Origin of the sequence: Blochmannia endosymbiont of Colobopsis nipponica (assembly GCF_014857065.1) — a bacterium.
In the GTDB taxonomy this organism is placed as follows: Bacteria; Pseudomonadota; Gammaproteobacteria; order Enterobacterales; family Enterobacteriaceae; genus Blochmanniella.
This window is the reverse complement of the sequence record NZ_CP046533.1, coordinates 633,946-653,462: the sequence shown is the minus strand read 5'-3', so window position 1 is coordinate 653,462 and position 19,517 is coordinate 633,946. Positions and strand designations below refer to the sequence as shown.

Genomic DNA, 19,517 nt, shown 5'->3' with positions numbered 1-19,517 from the left:
AAATTTATAGGAAAATAATCATGACAAAAATATACGAAGATAATTCTACAACAATAGGAAATACACCTCTTGTTAAATTAAACAAACTTGGAAACGGGAAAATTTTTGCAAAAATAGAATCACGCAATCCAAGTTTTAGTGTCAAATGCCGTATAGGTGCCAACATGATTTGGAATGCAGAAAAAAATAACTTAATGAAAAAAGATATTGAGATAATAGAACCAACAAGTGGTAATACTGGCATTGCATTAGCTTATGTTGCAGCAGCTCGAAACTATAAATTAACACTAACTATGCCAAACAGTATGAGTGACGAAAGACGTAAATTACTTAAAATCTTGGGAGCTAATTTAATTCTTACCGAAGGTTATAAAGGTATGAAAGGGGCTATAGCCAAAGCAGAAGAAATTGTTGCTAATGATCCAAAACGTTACATAATGTTACAACAATTTAGCAATCCTGCTAATCCAGAAATTCATGAAAAAACAACTGGCCCAGAAATATGGAAAGACACAAACGGTAAAATAGATATATTCGTTGCAGGCGTTGGAACTGGAGGCACAATAACAGGTGTAGGCAGATTCTTTAAAAAAAACCAAAAAAAGAAAATTCTTATAGTAGCAGTAGAACCAAAAAACTCTCCGGTAATAACTCAAAAATTATCTAACAACGAAATTAAACCGGGAGTACATAAAATTCAAGGTATTGGAGCTGGATTTATACCAAAAAATCTAGATTTGTCATTAATAGATAAAGTGGTAACAATTAACGACGATGAAGCTATTAATACTGCCAAATTTTTAATGAAAAAAGAAGGAATTTTAGCGGGTTTGTCATCAGGAGCCGCAGTGGCTGCAGCAATAAAGTTACAGGAAGATAAAACATACGTAAATAAAAATATTGTTGTCATTCTTCCTTCTGCTGCTGAACGTTATTTTAGTACAGATTTGTTCTCTGGTATATAAGAAAAAATAAAAAGGAGAATATTTTATACTTGACGTAATACATCTTAACATAATAAATTATTGTTGTACTTACTTCAATATTTAGCTAATTTTAAAATATTGTCGAAATTTAATTGAAAACACAGATTTCTTATTTATGAAATCGCGAATATATTATAGTGTTTTAAAATCTATAACATGCAGAAACAATTAAAATTCAATACATAGCTTGTAGTTAATAACAAAATTAACAAAATTTTTCGTATTCACAGTCATAAAACCTAGAAGTATATTGAAAACTAAAAAAAATAAAACTATAAATAATTTATAAACTTATCTAAAATAAAATGGAGGGAAAGATGTATCAACAAGAAGTTGTAATAACTACTCCTAACGGATTACATACAAGACCTGCAGTTCAATTAGTAAAAGAAGCAAAAAATTTCAATTCTGAAATTGTTATTATCTCTAATGGTAAAAGTGCAAGCGCAAAAAGTCTTTTTAAGATACAAACTCTTGGATTAACACAAGGATCAATTATTAACATAATTGCAACGGGTGAAGATGAACAAGAAGCAGTCGAATATTTAGTAAAATTAATTACGAAACTTAATTAAATAAACATAAAATCTAAAAATAAAATAAATTTAAATAAGGAAAAATAATGATTGAAGGAATTTCAGTATCACCTGGCATTGCCTTAGGTGAAGCCTTAGTAATAAAAGAAGAAGAAATATTTATAAATCAAAAAAAAATATCTGACAATTGCATCAAAAATGAAATCAATCGCTTTCTCAATGGAATAGTAAAAACTTCCCAACAACTACAAGAAGTAAAAAATAAAGCTAATAAAACGTTTGGTAAAGAAAAAGAAGCGATATTTGAAGGATATTTAATGTTACTAGAGGATGAAGAACTCAAACAAGATATTATAACACTTATAAAAGAAGAATTAATTACTGCTGACGCAGCTATTAATATGGTAATTGAAACTCAAGCAAAAGCATTAGAACAACTTGATGATAAGTATTTAAAAGAACGTGCTGCTGACGTAAGAGATATAGGGAATAGATTATTAAAAAACGTCCTAAATATACCAATTGTAGATTTAAATAATCTCAATAAAAAAATAATCCTTGTAGCTGCGGATTTAAAACCATCAGAAACAGTACAACTTGATCTAAAAAATATATTAGGATTTATTACTGACGATGGTGGAATTACTTCTCATACCTCCATTATGGCTCGTTCTTTAGAATTACCAGCTATTGTAGGAACAGGTAACATTACTAAACAAGTTCACAATAAAGATTTCTTGATTTTAGATTCTATTAACAACAAAATTTATATCAATCCAGACCAAAAAGTTATTAAGGAAATAAAAAAAATAAAAAACAAATATTTATGTGAAAAAAAAGAATTAATAAAATTTAAAAATCTTCCAGCTATTACTATAGATAAACATAAAGTAGAAATATGTGCTAATATCGGCACCATACACGATATTGAAAATGCCAAAAATAATGGAGCTAGAAGTATTGGATTGTATCGAACAGAATTTTTATTTATGAATAGATCTACATTTCCTAGTGAAGAAGAACAATTTCAAGCTTATAAAAATATAGCTGAATCGACTTTTGTTGATGGTATTATCATACGAACTTTAGATATAGGAGGAGACAAAAATTTGCCTTACCTTAAATTGCCAAAAGAAGATAATCCATTTTTAGGATGGAGAGCAATTCGAATCGTTTTAGATAATAAAGAAATATTACATACACAATTACGTGCTATTTTACGCGCTTCTTATTTTGGAAAACTAAGTATAATGTACCCTATGATCATCTCAGTAGAAGAAATACAAACTCTAAAATTAGAATTAAATTTCCTTAAAGATCAATTAAGCAAAGAAAAAAAAGAGTTTGATAAAAAAATTGAAGTGGGTATAATGATCGAGACACCAGCAGCAGCAATAATTGCTCATCACTTAGCTAAAGAAGTAGATTTTTTTAGCATTGGTACAAATGATTTAGTACAATATACTTTAGCTGTAGATAGAGGAAACAAACTTGTCTCACATCTATACGAACCTTTGTCACCATCTATAATTTTATTGATAAAACAAATAATAGACGCTTCTCATGCAGAAGGTAAATGGACTAGTATGTGCGGAGAAATGGCGAGTAATGAACAGACCACATCCTTACTATTAGGAATGGGATTAGATAAATTCAGCATGAATGCTACGTCAATGTCAAAAATAAAAAAAATTATTTGTAATACAAAATATAGTGATGCAAAATCTTTAGCTGAAAAAGCATTACATTATTCAACTACAAAAGACTTAAATTATCTGATTAATGATTGTGAAAAATAAAATTATTAAGTAAAACTGATTATGCTTCTAAAGCAACTAAACATTAATTAATTTATGCATAAAATAATTAAAACTACTTGTAACATCGTAAATTATAAAAATAACAAAACGTTAATAATTTTATTGATTAAACGTAATCCAATGTCACAAAATTAAAGCTTGTTGACCTATATATAATCGGGCATTTTCTCCACTTAAATATCTAAGATCACCTTGTTTTGGAATTAGATTACTATTAACATTAACTACTACTACACTTAACAAACCCTGATGCCAACGACCAAGGGGTTGTACATTTAATTGATAATAGTACCCTCGTAAACTAACATCAATAATTTGAACAGGTAAAAAATAGAGAACACTAGGATGTTTACTCATATTCATTTCCCAAGGACGAAAAAAAACCTCCACTTCACCCTGATAGCTAGGAATATAATACAACGGCAAATAATAATCACCTATAAACAATTTCGATCCACTTATCTTTCCCACTAATCTATTAGTATCTCCTAAAAATTCTAAAACAAATCTATTAGCTGGAAAACACCAAACATCTTGAGGAGTACCAATTTGCTCAATATTACCATAATTCATAATTATTATTCTATCTGCTATTTCCATAGCTTCTTCTTGATCATGAGTAACAAAAATACCGGTAAACCCTAATTCTTTATGAAGGCAACGTAACCAACGGCGTAATTCTTTACGAACCTGTACATCTAAAGCACCAAATGGTTCATCTAATAACAAAACTTTAGGATTAACAGCAAGAGCACGAGCTAAAGCAACACGCTGTTTTTGGCCACCAGATAACTGAGATGGATAACGATTAGCTAAATTTCCCAACTGTACCATTTCTAATAACTCCTTTACCCTACAACTAATAGATAATCCTTTTGGTCTTTTGGAGCGAGGCAATATTTTTATACCAAAAGCAATATTATCAAAAACTGTCATATGACGAAACAAAGCATAATGCTGAAAGACAAAACCCACCTTACGGTCACGAACATGAACATTACTAACATCTTGGCCAGCAAAGATAATAGAACCACTATCATGACCCTCCAAACCTGCAATAATACGTAATAATGTAGTCTTTCCTGAACCAGACGGACCCAATAAAGCTACCATTTGGCCAGAATGAACTTTTAATGAAATATTATTTAAAATTTGAATTTTATTAAACAATTTATTTATATTGATAATTTCAATACTCATAAAACTCTTCTAAAATATAAATTATTATAAATTACACATAATACGCCATTGTACAATTTTCTTAAAAAACAATATAAAGATCGAAATTATTGCTAATAATGAAGCAGCTGCAAATGCACCTACAATGTTATAATCTTGGTATAATAATTCTACTTGTAAAGACAAAGTACAAGTTTCGCCCCTAATTAAACCAGATATAACAGATACTGCACCAAATTCTCCAATAGCACGTGCATTTGTAAGAATTGCCCCATAAATCAAGGATAATCGAATATTAGGCAAAGTAACAAAACGAAACATTTGCCAAGATGAAGCACCTAATAATATAGCCGCTTCATCTTCTTGACTACCTTGATTCAACATCAAAGGCATAACTTCATGTATTACAAAAGGAGAAGTAACAAAAATAGTCACTAACAACATTCCAGGCCATGCGAACACTATATTCACATCACACTGATATAATAAATCACCTATAAAACTACTATTATTATAAAATAACAAATACAATAAACCAACAATAACTGGGGATAGAATAAAAGGTAAATCAATTAATATCAATAATAATTGACGACCATAAAAATTAAACCTAGTAATTAACCAAGAAAATAAAATACCAAAAATTAAATTCACTGGAACACTAATTAATGAAATAAATAATGTTAACTCAATTGCATGCAACATATCTGAATTATTTAAATTATTCCATAAAATCATCCATCCTTCTGAACAAGCAATCAAAAAAATAAAAATTACGGGCACTAATAATAAAAACACTGAAATAACCATTCCTAAACTAATCAATAAAAGCTTATGGTATTCATACTTGAAAAAAAATTTTCTATCTAAAGTAAAAAAATTAAACATCAATTACTTCTTATCCTCATACTAAAATAAGATTGCATTATATTTGCCATAAACAATAAAAATAATGAGGATGCTAAAATTACTGAAGCAATAGCACTAGCTGCAGGATAATCAAATTCTTGCAATTTAATAAAAATCATCAAAGATACAACTTCAGTCTTCCAAGCAATATTACCAGAAATAAAAATTACAGCACCAAACTCACCTAAGCTACGAATAAAAGATAAAATAATGCCCATTAAAAATGCTGGAGCTATTTCTGGGAAAATAATTTTAGAAAAAATCTGCCAATTATTTGCGCCAAGTGTTTCAGCAACTTCTTCATATTCTTGATCAAGAGAATCCAACACTGGTTCAACAGTACGTATTACAAAAGAAACGCTGGTAAAGATCATAGCTATAACTATACCTAACCAAGTATAAGAAATTTTTATACCTAATTTATCTAAAAATTCTCCATACCAACCTGTTACAGAAAATAAAGTTGATAAAGTCAAACCTGCAACAGCTGTTGGTAAAGCAAATGGTAAATCTATTAACGCATCCAATAAAAATTTTCCTGGAAAACGATAACGAATTAATATCCATGATATTAATAATCCGAATACTGCATTAAATAAAGCCGCTATAGTAGCAGATAAAAAAGTTACTTGATAAGCAACCACTAATTCTGGATCAGTTATTATCTTCCAATATTGAGATAAACTCATCTGAGCTAATTGCATTACTAATGCACTTAAAGGTAATAAAAAAATTAAACAAATAAAAAACAAACTACTACCAAAACTTATTCTAAAACAAGGAAATATAGATTTAGTTATTAAAAGCATAACAACGCCCATTTTTCAATAATTGATCTAACTCACCACCAACACTAAAATGAATATCCATAACTGTTTGCCAATTACCAAAGTAATCTTCGACTTTAAACATCCGAATTACAGGAAATCTATTCATATTTTTACGCATGAGATTAATTGAATGTACACGATAATAAAATTTAACAATGATTTCTTGTGCAGATTTACTATAAAGATAATTTAAATAGTCAATAGCAACTTCTCTAGTGCCATTTTTATCGACATTTTTATCTATCCAAGTTACTGGAAATTCAGCAAAAATACTAACTTTAGGTATAACAACTTCATAATCATTGGTCTTATATTGATTAATGATATTACATAATTCTGATTCAAAACTTATCAAAACATCTCCTTGACCGCGCTCAATAAAAGTAGTAGTAGCATTACGTCCACCAATATCAAATACTTCAACATTTTTAAGAAATTTAGACATCCAAGAACGAATTTTATTCTGATCTCCTTTAAATTTTTGAGAAATTACCCCCCATGCAGCCAAATATGCATAACGACCACTACCAGATATCTTAGGATTAGAAAAAATTAATTTTATGCCATCACGTGCTAAATCATGCCAATCATTAATATTCTTAGGATTACCTTTTCGTACTAAAAAAATCATAGTAGAATAAAATGGAGAACTGTTGTTAGGTAATCGTTTTTGCCAATCAAAAGGAATCAAACGACCACGCTCATATAAAGTTTGTACATCTATAAACTGATTATAGGTTACTACATCAGCACGAAGACCATGCAAAACGGACATAACTTGTTTAGTTGAAGCAGCATGAGATTGACGAATTAACAATTTATCATTAGGATGTTTGCGTTGCCATTCTACAACAAATTCTGAATTAAGTGCAGTAAATAATTCTCGAGAGATATCATAAGAACTATTTAATAATACTGTAGCTTCCAATTGAACGCATATACAGAATGAACAACCCATAAAAAATTGTCTTAAAAATTTATATATGAAATATCTCAAAAACATATGCTACCAAACATTTATTAAATCATCTTATAATTATTAATTTAAATACAAATATTAATAATAAACTTAAATATACTTTTAAGAACAACATTCATTAAAAGTAATACAGGATGCCAAATTTAGAACTAATAATTTATAACCAAGATTGCAAAATATTTAACTAAGTATCTAAAATATACATTAAATGACATAAAAATCATACATAACAATATTTTATGTCGAAAATATTTAACATAAAATATCAAAAAAAATCCAAAACTATCATAATATCAATAAAAATTAAATTTCAATAATTCAAATCACGTAAATTTTGGGAAAACGTGTTCTAAATCTGTTGAGAAAAATAAAATTCATATATGAAAACTAACATCAATACATACCATATTACCATTTCAATTATATAAGACACATAAATCATAAAATTTAATAATTAAATTTGGCAAAGTAATAATTAAATAACATAACATCTCTTATTCCATTAATAAAATAAAATCAAAATTACAATAAATAAGTAAATAATTTAAAACGTTATTAAAATTGAATTGAGCAATAATTTATTTATTTTAGATATTAATATAATAACATATAATAAATTTTCAAAATAAGTAACCAATGAAAATAATAAATAATAAATTATTAATAAATAAATTATTTTCTAATTAATAAAATAATAAATAATTAAAATAAATTGTAACCTGATAAATTATTAATTCAAATTCTTAAATAATTCAGTGACATATAAATATGCTACATGTATACTATATATAAAATAAAATTAAAATTATTCAATACCGATTGTTAATTTAAAATCTCATAATTGAATTTAGAATTAACACAATATATACCACCATGAAATGAATAAGGATAAGGATAATGGATTAATTGTATATTAATAAACAAAATAAAATAATAAATAAAATGAAATTTCTAATTTTTAATTAAATGTTTAAATTACCCAATAAATTCAATTCTTATTCTCATATGCATAAATCATAGTTCAATAATGAAATATTTTCATACTATTATGTAAGTTGAGGAGTTGAAATGAATCAATTAGAAAAACTAAAACAATTCAGTACTATTGTAGTAGATAGTGGAAATATAGAAGAAATCAAAAAATTTCAACCACAAGATGTCACCACCAATCCGTCTCTTATTTTAAAAACAATTAATTGCGGATCCTATCAAAAACTTTTAGAAAATGCATTAGAATTTGCAAAAAAAATAGGAGGTGACAAACGTTATCAAATAACCAATGCTGCTGATAAACTAATAGTGAATATTGGATCACATATACTAGAATATATACCAGGTCTTATTTCGACTGAAATAGATGCACGACTTTCTTTTGATTATGAAAAAACTATAAAAAAAGCTAGAAAAATAATTAAATTATATGAAGAACAAAACATCAATAGATCACGTATTCTTATTAAAATCGCAGCAACATGGGAAGGTATAAAAACTGCAGAACAATTAAAAAAAGAAAAAATAAATTGCAATTTAACACTTATTTTCTCATTTGCACAAGCACGTGCTTGTGCAGAATCTGAAGTATTTTTAATTTCTCCATTTGTTGGTCGCATCTATGATTGGTACAATCAAAAAAAACCATTTATACAATATTCAGTCGATAACGACCCTGGAGTGAAATCAATAAAAAAAATATACGACTACTATAAAAAACATCATTATCAAACTGTAATTATGGGTGCTAGTTTTCGCAAAATAGAACAGATACTAGCTTTAGCGGGATGTGATAAATTAACAATTTCTCCATTCTTTCTAAATATATTAATTAATAATAATCAAGACATCCAACAAAAACTATTCCCTACAATCAACCCAATATCTAATATTAAACCAATATTTCTTTCAGAAACTGAATTCCACCATAAACACAATAAAGATATAATGGCAGTAGAAAAACTATCTGAAGGAATACGTTTATTTACAATAGATCAAGAAAAATTAGAAATGCTTTTGGATAAGGCACTATGAAACAATTATAGGAGTACATCTCGATGAAATTAAGAAAAAAACTTGCTAATGCAATTCGTTTTTTAAGTATAGACGCAATACAAAAAGCAGAATCTGGACATCCAGGCGCACCAATGGGTATGGCTGATATCGCAGAAGTATTATGGCGAGACTATATGAACCACAATCCTAAAAACCCATTATGGTTAAATCGTGATCGTTTTGTACTTTCTAATGGACATGCATCTATGTTACTATACAGTATACTGCACCTAACAGGATACAATTTATCAATAGAAGAATTAAAAAATTTTAGACAATTAAATTCTAAAACACCCGGACACCCAGAGTTCAATCATGATGATGGAATTGAAACAACAACTGGACCGTTAGGTCAGGGAGTAGCTAATGCTGTAGGTTTAGCTATTGGAGAACACATTTTATCTTCACAATTCAATCGTGATGAATTTAACATAATAGATCATTATACCTATGTATTTTTAGGTGATGGTTGCATGATGGAAGGTATTTCACATGAGGCATGTTCTCTAGCAGGAACCATGAAACTAGGTAAACTAATAGCGTTCTACGATTCCAATGGCATTTCTATCGACGGAAAAATAAACAGATGGTTTAAAGACGATACAGAAAAGCGCTTTAAAGCATACGGTTGGCAGGTAATATCCGACATAAATGGTCACAATAGCAACGATATCAAAGCTGCAATTGAAAACGCTAGATCTGTTACAAATAAACCAACATTAATAATTTGTAAAACTATCATTGCTTTTGGGTCCCCAAAAAAAAGTGGCACTAGTAATGCACATGGCGCTCCATTAGGAAAAGAAGAAATTGCTGCTACTCGTATTGCCTTAAATTGGAAATCAGAAAGCTTTATAATACCAGATGATATTTATCAGCACTGGGATGCTAAAAAAAAGGGACAAGAAAAAGAACTTAATTGGCAATTACAATTTAACAACTACGCAAAAAAATATCCAATTCTAGCAAAAGAATTATGTCGTCGAATACAAAAAAAGTTACCTAAGGATTGGCAAAGAAAAATAAAAAAATTTATTAAATTTTTACAAGATAATCCTAAAACAATAGCTACTCGACAATCTTCGCAAAATACGTTGGAAATTCTTGGTACCATATTGCCAGAATTACTTGGCGGATCAGCAGATTTAACACCAAGTAATCTAACCACTTGGTCTAAATCCGTATCTATAACTGATAACCATGCAGGCAACTATATACACTATGGTGTAAGAGAATTCGGAATGACAGCTATAGGCAATGGCATTGCAAATTATGGGGGATTTATACCTTATACTGCAACATTTTTAACATTTATTGATTATGCACGTAACGCTGTACGCATGGCTGCATTGATGAAAAGTAGGCATATAATGATTTATACACATGACTCCATCGGCGTAGGAGAAGATGGGCCCACTCACCAACCTATAGAGCAATTAGCATCTCTCAGAATGACTCCTAATATCAATTGTTGGAGACCATGCGATCAAGTAGAAACTGCGATAGCATGGAAAAACGCAATTGAAAATTGCAAAGGACCAACTGCCCTAATACTTTCAAGACAAAATCTAAAACAACAAATGCGTAATGAAAAACAATTAGAATACATTTCCCGTGGTGGTTATATTTTGAAAGATTGTCAAACTCTTCCTGAACTTATTCTTATCGCTACAGGATCGGAAGTAGAATTAGCAGTTGAAGCTTATCAAAAATTAAAAAATGAAGGATTTAATATAAGAGTTGTATCTATGCCTTCTACGTATATCTTTGAACAACAAGACCAAATATATAAAAAAACTATACTACCTGACTCTGTGAAAGCACGCATTGCCATTGAAGCTGGAAGTACGGATTGTTGGTATAAATATGTCGGGTTAGACGGAATAATAATTGGCATGAAAACCTTTGGAAAATCTGCACCAGCAAAAAAATTATTTGAACTGTTTGGTTTTACTGTAGAAAATATAATATTAAAAGCACATAAATTATTAAAGAAATAATAATTTAAATCTAAAATTTAGTTTTAAATTAAACCATTATCCCAAAATATATTACAATGTTACATTCTATTATTAAATTAACTATACAATTAATTAAGCGACAATCAATTAGTCCAAATGACAACGGCTGTCAATCTATTTTAATCAATCGATTAAAAAATTTAGATTTTAATATAAAACAAATTAATTTCGCTGATACTTCAAATTTTTTAGCATGGAGAGGAGAAGGAGAAGGAAAAACTTTAGCATTTTCTGGGCATACAGATGTAGTTCCAAGCGGTAATATTAAAGATTGGTCCCATCCACCCTTTGGAGGATCATTGCACAAAAATATTTTATACGGACGAGGATCAATAGATATGAAAGGAGCTATAGCCTCCATGATAACAGCAACTGAAAGATTTATTTATAAATTTCCTAATCATAAAGGTAAAATCTTCTTTCTAATTACATCTGACGAAGAAGGTATAGCAAAAAACGGTACAAAAAAAATTATTCAATACCTAATAAATAATAAAAAACACATTGACTATTGTTTGATTGGAGAACCATCTAGTATTTACCAAATAGGTGACACAATTAAAAATGGACGAAGAGGTTCATTAAACGGAACTATACAAATACATGGTATACAAGGACACGTAGCCTACCCACATTTAGCCAAAAATCCCATACATTTAACAGTACCAATTTTAAATGATTTAATATCTCAAACATGGGATGCAAATAACAAAATATCTCCACCTACTACGATGCAAATCACCAATATAAATGCTGGAACAAAAACAAATAATCTAATACCTAAAGAATTAAAAATAAAACTAAATATTCGTTTTAACAATAAAACTAATGAAAATAATCTGCGTTTTCAAGTAGAAGAGATCATAAAAAAATATAATTTAAACTTTAATATTTTTTGGAATCTATCCGCTCAACCTTATTTAAGTCATAATGGTGATTTAGTAGATGCTGTAAGTAAAACAATTAAATATTACCAAAAAATTACGCCACAAATCTCAATATCAGGCGGAACTTCTGATGGAAGATTTATTTCTCAAATGCAAAATACTGAAATTGTAGAACTAGGCCTAATTAATAAAACAATTCATAAAATAAATGAATGCGTTAATGTCAATGACCTATATTCACTTAGTATGATATACCAAAGAATTATGGAACTTTTAATAATTTAATGAAACAACAACATCACCGATATACATATTTTATAAATTATATATAGATAGTTATTAAATCTACTTAAAATTGTTATATATATAAAACAATCATTAACATCATAATAATATAAATTTAATTAAATATAATTAATAATTAAAACACAAAAAATCCTCAAAAAAATCTACCTAAACACCACAACCTATTATATTAATAACTTAAATTTAAATATATTATAATAAATTAGCTTGTATTAAAGCTTGCTGTACAATTTTTTTATTTGAAAAAGATAAAGTAGTCATGGGTAATCTAAGACTATCATGTGTAATCAATCCCAAAATTTTACAAGCCCATTTTACAGGTATAGGATTAGTTTCAATAAATAATGCTTTATGTAATGATATCAAGCAATCATTAACATGACGTGCATCTATAAACTTACCTTCAGACGCTAAATTACAAATCTGTACCATCTTATTCGCAGCAACATTCGCCGTCACTGAAACAACACCTTTTCCTCCTAATTGCATAAAATCTAATGCAGTAATATCATCTCCACTCAGCAAAATAAAATCATCATTATTAACAGCGTTACGTATTTGACTAACTCTATTCAAATTACCTGTAGCTTCTTTAATACCTATAATATTTTTAATCTGGGATAAACGAGCAACTGTATGTGGTAATAAATCACAACCAGTACGCACAGGAACATTATATAAAATTTGAGGCAAATCAGTATTTTCAGCAATGGCTTTAAAATGTTGAAATAATCCTTCTTGATTTGGCCTATTATAGTATGGAGTAACACTTAAACATCCAATTACATCAGTATTGTTAAAACAACGAGTTAACGATATAGCTTCAGTAGTAGAATTAGCTCCAGTGCCCGCAATAATGGGTATTCTGCCGTCACTCATGTCAAGAATCCGCATTATAACATCAATATGCTCTTCATTAGTTAAACCTGACATTTCTCCTGTAGTACCCACTGCAACAATCGCATTAGTACCGTTAACTACGTGATAGTCAATTAATTTTTTTAAACTATTTTGATCAATGGAACCTTTTGAATCCATCGGGGTAATTAATGCAACTATACTTCCCGTAAACATCGATCATTCCTCCATCAAACAGATCTTAATTAAGATAAATATACATACAATATATTAATATAGTTATCTGCACACTGATAACTAAATATAATAATATTTACCATTTTCAATATAGACAAGAGTTGCAAATAAATTAGAATTTCTTTAACTATATTTAATTTAATAATAGACTAACATATTCGTGAAATATAACCAGATATACAAAATACAATATTACACTAAAAATAAAAAATTTTACACAAAATCAAAAATAGAACAACAAACACAAAATTATTTTATTAAAAAATAATTTTAAATAACATAATAAAAATTATGTATAATATTACATTTATTTTCTATTTATTTTACTTAAAAACTCGATTCTGTAAATTAAATAAATAAACAATATTAAAATTGTAGAAAATAAAAATTTTTTAATAAAAGAATAAAAAATATAGATTATCATTGATATTAACTTCTAATAAATAACGACCATTCTATAAAACTATCAATTATTTTAAAATCATTACTAAATTAATATGAAAATTCAGAAAATAAGCAAATTTTCAACTTATGTAAAATAAAAAATCACAATATTCATAAAAGATCATATATAATCTATACTTCTGAAACTCTTAAATTTTATAAATCATATACTAAAGAACAATATTTAACCAACCGAAATATACGATCAGTCAGTAAATTACCAAAATAAAAATAAGAAAATAACAAATACATATAAATAATATTAACAACCACAAGATTTATTGTAAAAAGAAAAATGATACGTAATATATGTTTTAAAATAGAATAACAACAAAACTTATTAATACATTTCAAACATTAAATATACTAATGAAAATTAAATATCTTTTGTAATAACATAAAATTTTAAATATTTAAAGATAAAAAATAACAAAATTTTCATAAAATTTCATTCTAATTTAAATTATTAAAATATTTATTTAGTTCCAAAAATTTTATCACCAGCATCTCCAAGACCAGGTATAATATAACCATTTTTATCTAGTTTTTGATCTATAGCAGCTAAATATAATTCAACATCTGGGTGTTGTTTTCCCAACATTGTAATACCTTCAGGAGCAGCAACTAATACCAATATTTTTATATGTTGGCAACCAGCTTGCTTTAATAAATCAATAGCAGCAATCATTGACCCTCCAGTAGCTAACATAGGATCTACAACCATAGCCATACGTTTTTCAATATTAGATACTATTTTTTTAAAGTAAGGAACTGGCTTTAAAGTACACTCATCTCTATACATTCCTAATATACTAATACGAGCACTAGGTAAATTTTCCAACACTCCATCCATCATTCCTAATCCAGCCCGCAAAATAGGAACTACAGTTATCTTTTTACCTTTAATTCTTTCTATTTTAACTATACCACACCAACCCATAATACTTACAGTTTCAGTTTCCAAATCAGAAGTTGCAACGTAAGTTAACAAACTAGCTAATTCTGAAGATAATTCTCGAAAACGTTTAGTACTAATTCCATGAACTCTCATTAAACCTAATTTATGTTTCACCAATGGATGATCAATCTCAAAAATTTTCACATCAACCTTCTCAAACTTAAATATTAACAAATAAAATTATGAGATTAAAATCTCTTTTTTTAAAATATAAAATTTATTTTAAGATAAAAATTATAAAATGACCTTATTAAATAAAACATAAAAATAACAATCTAATAAAATTGGATCACAACTAACAATTGAACAATTTACATTAATCTTTATACAATACATTATTAATGTATAAATAAAAACACAAACGAATTTTCATAAAACAACAAATATTCAAAATTATAAATTATATGAATTTAACATTCTATTTTAAAAGTTATCTACAAAAATAAAAATTAAAAACAATAAATAAATGAAATAGCCATAAAATAACTTCAGAAATTTATTTTAATAAAGTTTATACAAAATATAACCTAAAATCTAGCTCTTATTTTATAATTACTGTAATAAACCTAAAAATATGCATTACATATAAACTAATTAATATTTTAATTGTATTAAACTTCACTCTAATATTTAAATAAAACTATCCTAATTTTAATAAAAGAAACTATTATCCACAATGCATTTTTTTGATTAAAAAATCAATTAATGGATGAAATCCTTCACTTAATTTCAAATTAGTAAATATCCAAGGGAGATTAGAACGCATCTTATTAGTATCTCTCGCCATAATCTTTAAAGATGCTCCTACATGATCAGCCAAATCAATTTTATTGATAACTAAAAAATCAGAACAAGTAATACCTGGACCTCCTTTACGAGGAATTTTTTCACCCCCAGATACATCAATAACACATATATTTAAGTCTACTAATTCAGGACTGAAACTAGCACTAAGATTATCACCTCCACTCTCTATAAAAATAATATCCAAATTTTCAAATTTACGTATTAATTCTTCAATAGCTGTAAAATTCATTGAAGCATCTTCACGAATAGCAGTATGTGGACAACAACCGGTTTCAATACCAATAATACGATTTTCGTCTAAAGCACCAGCTTTAATTAAAATCTGTTGATCTTCTTTGGAATAAATATCATTAGTAATTACTGCTAATTGATAAAAATCACGCATAGATCTACATAATACCTCAAGCAAAGCAGTTTTCCCAGAGCCAACAGGACCACTAATACCCACACGAAACGGATTGTTATAATGTCTAATCAATTTCAAAATAACCCTCATTATACACATAAAAATAAAATTAAAATTAAGAACGAAACAAACGAAATTTTTGAATTTCATGATAAGAAGAAGCAATAGACTGTAATGGAAAACTACTACCTAACTCATCATCCGTCAATAAATTTGCATTTTGCCATGCATCAGGTAACAATTTGAAAGAATTCATTAAAAATTTTTGAGCACTAACCTGGCCAAATGGAATTAATTTTAATCCAGCTGTAACTAGATTTTCTATAAAAACATAAGCGTAACCCATAGCTAATGCATTCAAAGGAATCTTCCATCTACATCCTAGCCAAGATATGGAAGCAAGAATACTATTTTGACACGATAATAACCAACACTCCTCTAATTCAAATGATAAATGAGTAATCAATCTGACTAAAGCTCGTCCCCTTTCTTTTTCTTCCATACGTAATTCAAAAGTTTCACGAAATGATAAAAGTTGATCAACATAAAATAATAATCGCCTATGATCATTATTTTGAATACAAAAATACATACGTTTAAGCATCGGCCAATCTAAATAAGTTAATTGTTCATTAATAATACAAGTTTGCCAGAATTCAAATTCACTTGTAGAATTTAACCAACCAAGTTTAACTGCAGACTCTAATCCTTGAGAATATGCAAAACCTCCAGAAGGAAAGAAAGAGCTAGTTAACTGCATTAAATGTAATAAAGAACAATTATCAATTTTATTCATAAAATTTTGTTAAAATACTAATTAATCTATCTTTCAAATATAAAATGTTATATAAACGGATACTTAAAGCATTAAAATACTATAAAATTAAAAAAATTTAAGTAAAAACAATTTAGGATACACAGCATAATAAAATTAAAAAATGAAATAACGTTGCGTCATAGGTAATGTAATTGATGGATCACAAGTTAATAACTTACCATCTGCACGAACTTCATAGGTTTGAGAATCAACTTCAATAAACGGTTGGCAATTATTATGAATCATACTATTCTTGTTTATAGAGCGACAGCAATATGCTTTTCCAATTAAACTGTTTAACTTAAGATTATCAACTAAATCACCATTACTGTAGGCTATTTGAGATAAAAAAGTCATACGTACCGACTGTTTGGCTTTACCTAATCCTCCAAACATTAACTGATAACACAATGGTTGAGATACAGAAATAGAAGCATTAGGATCTCCTATCAAAGAAGAAATAATTATGCCTCCCTTAATAACCAAATCTGGTTTTACCCCAAAAAACTCTGGAGACCATAATACTAAATCTGCTAATTTACCTACTTCAATAGAACCAACCTCATGGGAAATACCATGAGAAATAGCAGGATTAATAGTATACTTAGCAATATAACGTTTTACACGAAAATTATCATTAAAAGCGATATCCTGTTCTAAAAACCCACGCTGTAATTTCATTTTATGAGCTGTTTGCCAGGTACGCATTATCACCTCACCAACTCGACCCATAGCTTGTGAATCAGAAGATAGCATAGAAAAAGCCCCTAAATCATGTAATATATCCTCAGCCGCAATAGTTTCTCTTCGAATACGAGACTCTGCAAACGCTACATCTTCTGGAAGACTAGAATCAAGATGGTGGCAAGCCATTAACATATCTAGATGTTCATCAATTGTATTAATAGTATAAGGCATAGTAGGAGTAGTTGATGAAGGTAAAATATTTTCAACACCACAAACTTTAATAATATCCGGAGAATGACCACCTCCAGCTCCTTCAGCGTGATAAGCGTGTATAGTTCTACCTTTAATAGCAGCAAGTGTATCTTCGATAAATCCAGATTCATTCAAAGTATCTGTATGAATTGCTACTTGAATATCAAAACGATCTGCAACATCCAAGCAACAATCAATTGCTGCTGGAGTAGCACCCCAGTCCTCATGTAACTTTAACCCAATAGCTCCATGATATACCTGTTCTTCTAATCCAAGTGGTAGAGAAGAACTACCTTTACCCAAAAATCCAATATTCACTGGCAGCACATCAGCAGCTTGCAACATACGTTTCAAATACCAAGGTCCGGGAGTACAAGTTGTCGCATTAGTTCCTGTAGCAGGACCAGTACCTCCACCAATCATAGTAGTAATCCCAGAACAAATTGCTTCATCTATTTGCTGAGGACAAATAAAATGTACATGAGAATCAACACCTCCAGCTGTAATAATTTTACCTTCTGCAGCTACAACCTCAGTACATGGACCAATCGGAATAGTAACATTTGACTGTATATTTGGATTTCCAGCTTTACCAATAAGAAAAATACGAGAATCTTTAATACCTATATCAGCTTTTACTATACCCCAATAATCAATAATTAATGCATTAGTTAATACTAAATCAACACACTTACCAGATACCATTTGACTCTGCCCCATTCCATCGCGAATAACTTTGCCTCCACCAAATTTTACTTCTTCCCCGTAACAAGTAAAATCTTTTTCAACTTGCACCCATAAATCAGTATCAGCTAATCTCACACTGTCTCCTACAGTAGGCCCAAACATTTCAGCATATGCACGACGAGTCATTATACTCACATTTATTACTCCTTTATAATAATTTACCCATTATTAAACCACAAAAACCATATACTTTACGCCTGCCTGTATAATTCACAAGATACACATCTCTTAATTGTCCTGGTTCAAAACGCACTGATGTTCCTGAGGGTATATCTAATCTAAAACCAATAGTAACTACACGATTAAACTTTAAAGCAGAATTAACTTCATAAAAATGAAAATGAGAACCAACTTGAATCGAACGATCTCCATGATTTGCTACTGTAATCGAAATACGATTATGTTTCATATTCAACATTATATTTCCCTCAAGAAGATGCATTTCACCAGGAATCATTATTCAATTCTCATTTATATTATAAATCCATTTAAATAATTGGTTGATGTATAGTAATTAACTTTGTTCCATCACAAAAAGTAGCTTCTATTTGTATAAACTTAATCATCTCTGGCACTCCTTCCAGAACTTCTTCCCTGGTTAATATACGTTTACCTAAACTCATCAGTTCTGCAACATTCTGTCCATCACGAGCACCTTCTAAAACAGCAGCACTAATAAAAGCTATAGCTTCTGGATAATTTAACTTTAAACCTCGTGCGCGACGTCTTTCAGCTACAATTGCTGCTGTAAATAATAACAATTTATCTTTCTCACGTGCTAATAAATGCATAATAATCCAACTAT

17 protein-coding genes are annotated in these 19,517 nt (G+C 28.6%); 6 read left to right on the top strand and 11 right to left on the bottom strand.

The window, feature by feature from the left end; all coding sequences use genetic code 11:
- Positions 1 to 20 precede the first annotated feature (20 nt).
- From cysK to ptsI, 3 genes are all read left to right on the top strand, one after another.
- Positions 21 to 965, top strand: a complete 945-nt coding sequence (gene cysK / locus GN160_RS02975) for a cysteine synthase A (RefSeq protein ID WP_192380239.1) — start codon at positions 21 to 23, stop codon at positions 963 to 965.
- 338 nt (positions 966 to 1,303) lie between these two features.
- Positions 1,304 to 1,561, top strand: coding sequence for an HPr family phosphocarrier protein (locus tag GN160_RS02970; protein ID WP_192380237.1), 258 nt, complete (start codon positions 1,304 to 1,306; stop codon positions 1,559 to 1,561).
- Between the two features lie 47 nt (positions 1,562 to 1,608).
- Positions 1,609 to 3,321 (top strand): phosphoenolpyruvate-protein phosphotransferase PtsI, encoded by a 1,713-nt coding sequence (ptsI, locus tag GN160_RS02965; protein WP_192380235.1) that lies wholly within the window; start codon positions 1,609 to 1,611, stop codon positions 3,319 to 3,321.
- Positions 3,322 to 3,465: 144 nt separating this feature from the next.
- On the opposite strand, the gene cysA is transcribed toward ptsI, so the two are convergent.
- From cysA to cysP, 4 genes are read right to left on the bottom strand one after another with little or no spacing between them, the layout of a single operon-like run.
- A complete protein-coding gene (gene cysA, locus GN160_RS02960; protein ID WP_192380233.1) occupies positions 3,466 to 4,542 on the bottom strand; it encodes a sulfate/thiosulfate ABC transporter ATP-binding protein CysA in 1,077 nt (358 codons plus the stop codon).
- Positions 4,543 to 4,566: 24 nt separating this feature from the next.
- A complete protein-coding gene (locus GN160_RS02955) occupies positions 4,567 to 5,409 on the bottom strand; it encodes a sulfate ABC transporter permease (RefSeq protein WP_192380231.1) in 843 nt (280 codons plus the stop codon).
- Complete coding sequence (cysT, locus tag GN160_RS02950; RefSeq protein ID WP_420021978.1) at positions 5,409 to 6,239, bottom strand: sulfate/thiosulfate ABC transporter permease CysT; 831 nt, start codon at positions 6,237 to 6,239, stop codon at positions 5,409 to 5,411. The genes GN160_RS02955 and cysT overlap by 1 nt, the downstream gene beginning before the upstream one ends.
- Positions 6,223 to 7,218 (bottom strand): thiosulfate ABC transporter substrate-binding protein CysP, encoded by a 996-nt coding sequence (cysP, locus tag GN160_RS02945; protein ID WP_192380228.1) that lies wholly within the window; start codon positions 7,216 to 7,218, stop codon positions 6,223 to 6,225. Before cysP ends, cysT begins: the two co-directional genes overlap by 17 nt.
- Before the next feature lie 1,089 nt (positions 7,219 to 8,307).
- On the opposite strand from cysP, the gene tal reads away from it, so the two are divergent.
- From tal to dapE, 3 genes are read left to right on the top strand one after another with little or no spacing between them, the layout of a single operon-like run.
- Positions 8,308 to 9,264, top strand: coding sequence for a transaldolase (tal, locus tag GN160_RS02940; protein ID WP_192380226.1), 957 nt, complete (start codon positions 8,308 to 8,310; stop codon positions 9,262 to 9,264).
- Between the two features lie 23 nt (positions 9,265 to 9,287).
- On the top strand, positions 9,288 to 11,285 hold the full coding sequence (gene tkt, locus GN160_RS02935; protein WP_192380224.1) for a transketolase: 1,998 nt from the start codon (positions 9,288 to 9,290) through the stop codon (positions 11,283 to 11,285).
- 56 nt (positions 11,286 to 11,341) lie between these two features.
- Entirely contained in the window at positions 11,342 to 12,478 is a 1,137-nt protein-coding gene (gene dapE, locus GN160_RS02930) for a succinyl-diaminopimelate desuccinylase (RefSeq protein ID WP_192380222.1), read from the top strand.
- A gap of 213 nt (positions 12,479 to 12,691) precedes the next feature.
- Here the strand turns inward: dapE and dapA are convergent, their stop codons facing one another.
- From dapA to GN160_RS02895, 7 genes are all read right to left on the bottom strand, one after another.
- Positions 12,692 to 13,573, bottom strand: coding sequence for a 4-hydroxy-tetrahydrodipicolinate synthase (gene dapA, locus GN160_RS02925; RefSeq protein WP_192380220.1), 882 nt, complete (start codon positions 13,571 to 13,573; stop codon positions 12,692 to 12,694).
- Positions 13,574 to 14,513: 940 nt separating this feature from the next.
- Positions 14,514 to 15,140 (bottom strand): uracil phosphoribosyltransferase, encoded by a 627-nt coding sequence (gene upp, locus GN160_RS02920; RefSeq protein ID WP_192380219.1) that lies wholly within the window; start codon positions 15,138 to 15,140, stop codon positions 14,514 to 14,516.
- Between the two features lie 523 nt (positions 15,141 to 15,663).
- Positions 15,664 to 16,278, bottom strand: coding sequence for an urease accessory protein UreG (gene ureG, locus GN160_RS02915; RefSeq protein ID WP_192380895.1), 615 nt, complete (start codon positions 16,276 to 16,278; stop codon positions 15,664 to 15,666).
- Between the two features lie 46 nt (positions 16,279 to 16,324).
- Positions 16,325 to 17,005, bottom strand: coding sequence for an urease accessory protein UreF (locus tag GN160_RS02910; protein WP_192380217.1), 681 nt, complete (start codon positions 17,003 to 17,005; stop codon positions 16,325 to 16,327).
- A gap of 135 nt (positions 17,006 to 17,140) precedes the next feature.
- On the bottom strand, positions 17,141 to 18,838 hold the full coding sequence (gene ureC, locus GN160_RS02905; protein WP_420021983.1) for an urease subunit alpha: 1,698 nt from the start codon (positions 18,836 to 18,838) through the stop codon (positions 17,141 to 17,143).
- A 22-nt stretch (positions 18,839 to 18,860) separates the two neighbouring features.
- A complete protein-coding gene (locus GN160_RS02900) occupies positions 18,861 to 19,169 on the bottom strand; it encodes an urease subunit beta (protein ID WP_192380213.1) in 309 nt (102 codons plus the stop codon).
- 31 nt (positions 19,170 to 19,200) lie between these two features.
- Complete coding sequence (locus tag GN160_RS02895) at positions 19,201 to 19,503, bottom strand: urease subunit gamma (RefSeq protein WP_192380894.1); 303 nt, start codon at positions 19,501 to 19,503, stop codon at positions 19,201 to 19,203.
- Positions 19,504 to 19,517 lie beyond the last annotated feature (14 nt).

Coding starts and splice junctions, on each gene's coding strand:
- ureC (WP_420021983.1), bottom strand. CDS start 18,838: ATGACTCGTCGTGCATATGCTGAAATGTTTGGGCCTACTGTAGGAGAC.
- cysT (WP_420021978.1), bottom strand. CDS start 6,239: ATGCTTTTAATAACTAAATCTATATTTCCTTGTTTTAGAATAAGTTTT.
- GN160_RS02900 (WP_192380213.1), bottom strand. CDS start 19,169: ATGATTCCTGGTGAAATGCATCTTCTTGAGGGAAATATAATGTTGAAT.
- dapE (WP_192380222.1), top strand. CDS start 11,342: ATGTTACATTCTATTATTAAATTAACTATACAATTAATTAAGCGACAA.
- tal (WP_192380226.1), top strand. CDS start 8,308: ATGAATCAATTAGAAAAACTAAAACAATTCAGTACTATTGTAGTAGAT.
- GN160_RS02970 (WP_192380237.1), top strand. CDS start 1,304: ATGTATCAACAAGAAGTTGTAATAACTACTCCTAACGGATTACATACA.
- dapA (WP_192380220.1), bottom strand. CDS start 13,573: ATGTTTACGGGAAGTATAGTTGCATTAATTACCCCGATGGATTCAAAA.
- cysK (WP_192380239.1), top strand. CDS start 21: ATGACAAAAATATACGAAGATAATTCTACAACAATAGGAAATACACCT.
- ptsI (WP_192380235.1), top strand. CDS start 1,609: ATGATTGAAGGAATTTCAGTATCACCTGGCATTGCCTTAGGTGAAGCC.
- GN160_RS02955 (WP_192380231.1), bottom strand. CDS start 5,409: ATGTTTAATTTTTTTACTTTAGATAGAAAATTTTTTTTCAAGTATGAA.
- GN160_RS02895 (WP_192380894.1), bottom strand. CDS start 19,503: ATGCATTTATTAGCACGTGAGAAAGATAAATTGTTATTATTTACAGCA.
- GN160_RS02910 (WP_192380217.1), bottom strand. CDS start 17,005: ATGAATAAAATTGATAATTGTTCTTTATTACATTTAATGCAGTTAACT.
- cysP (WP_192380228.1), bottom strand. CDS start 7,218: ATGGGTTGTTCATTCTGTATATGCGTTCAATTGGAAGCTACAGTATTA.
- cysA (WP_192380233.1), bottom strand. CDS start 4,542: ATGAGTATTGAAATTATCAATATAAATAAATTGTTTAATAAAATTCAA.
- tkt (WP_192380224.1), top strand. CDS start 9,288: ATGAAATTAAGAAAAAAACTTGCTAATGCAATTCGTTTTTTAAGTATA.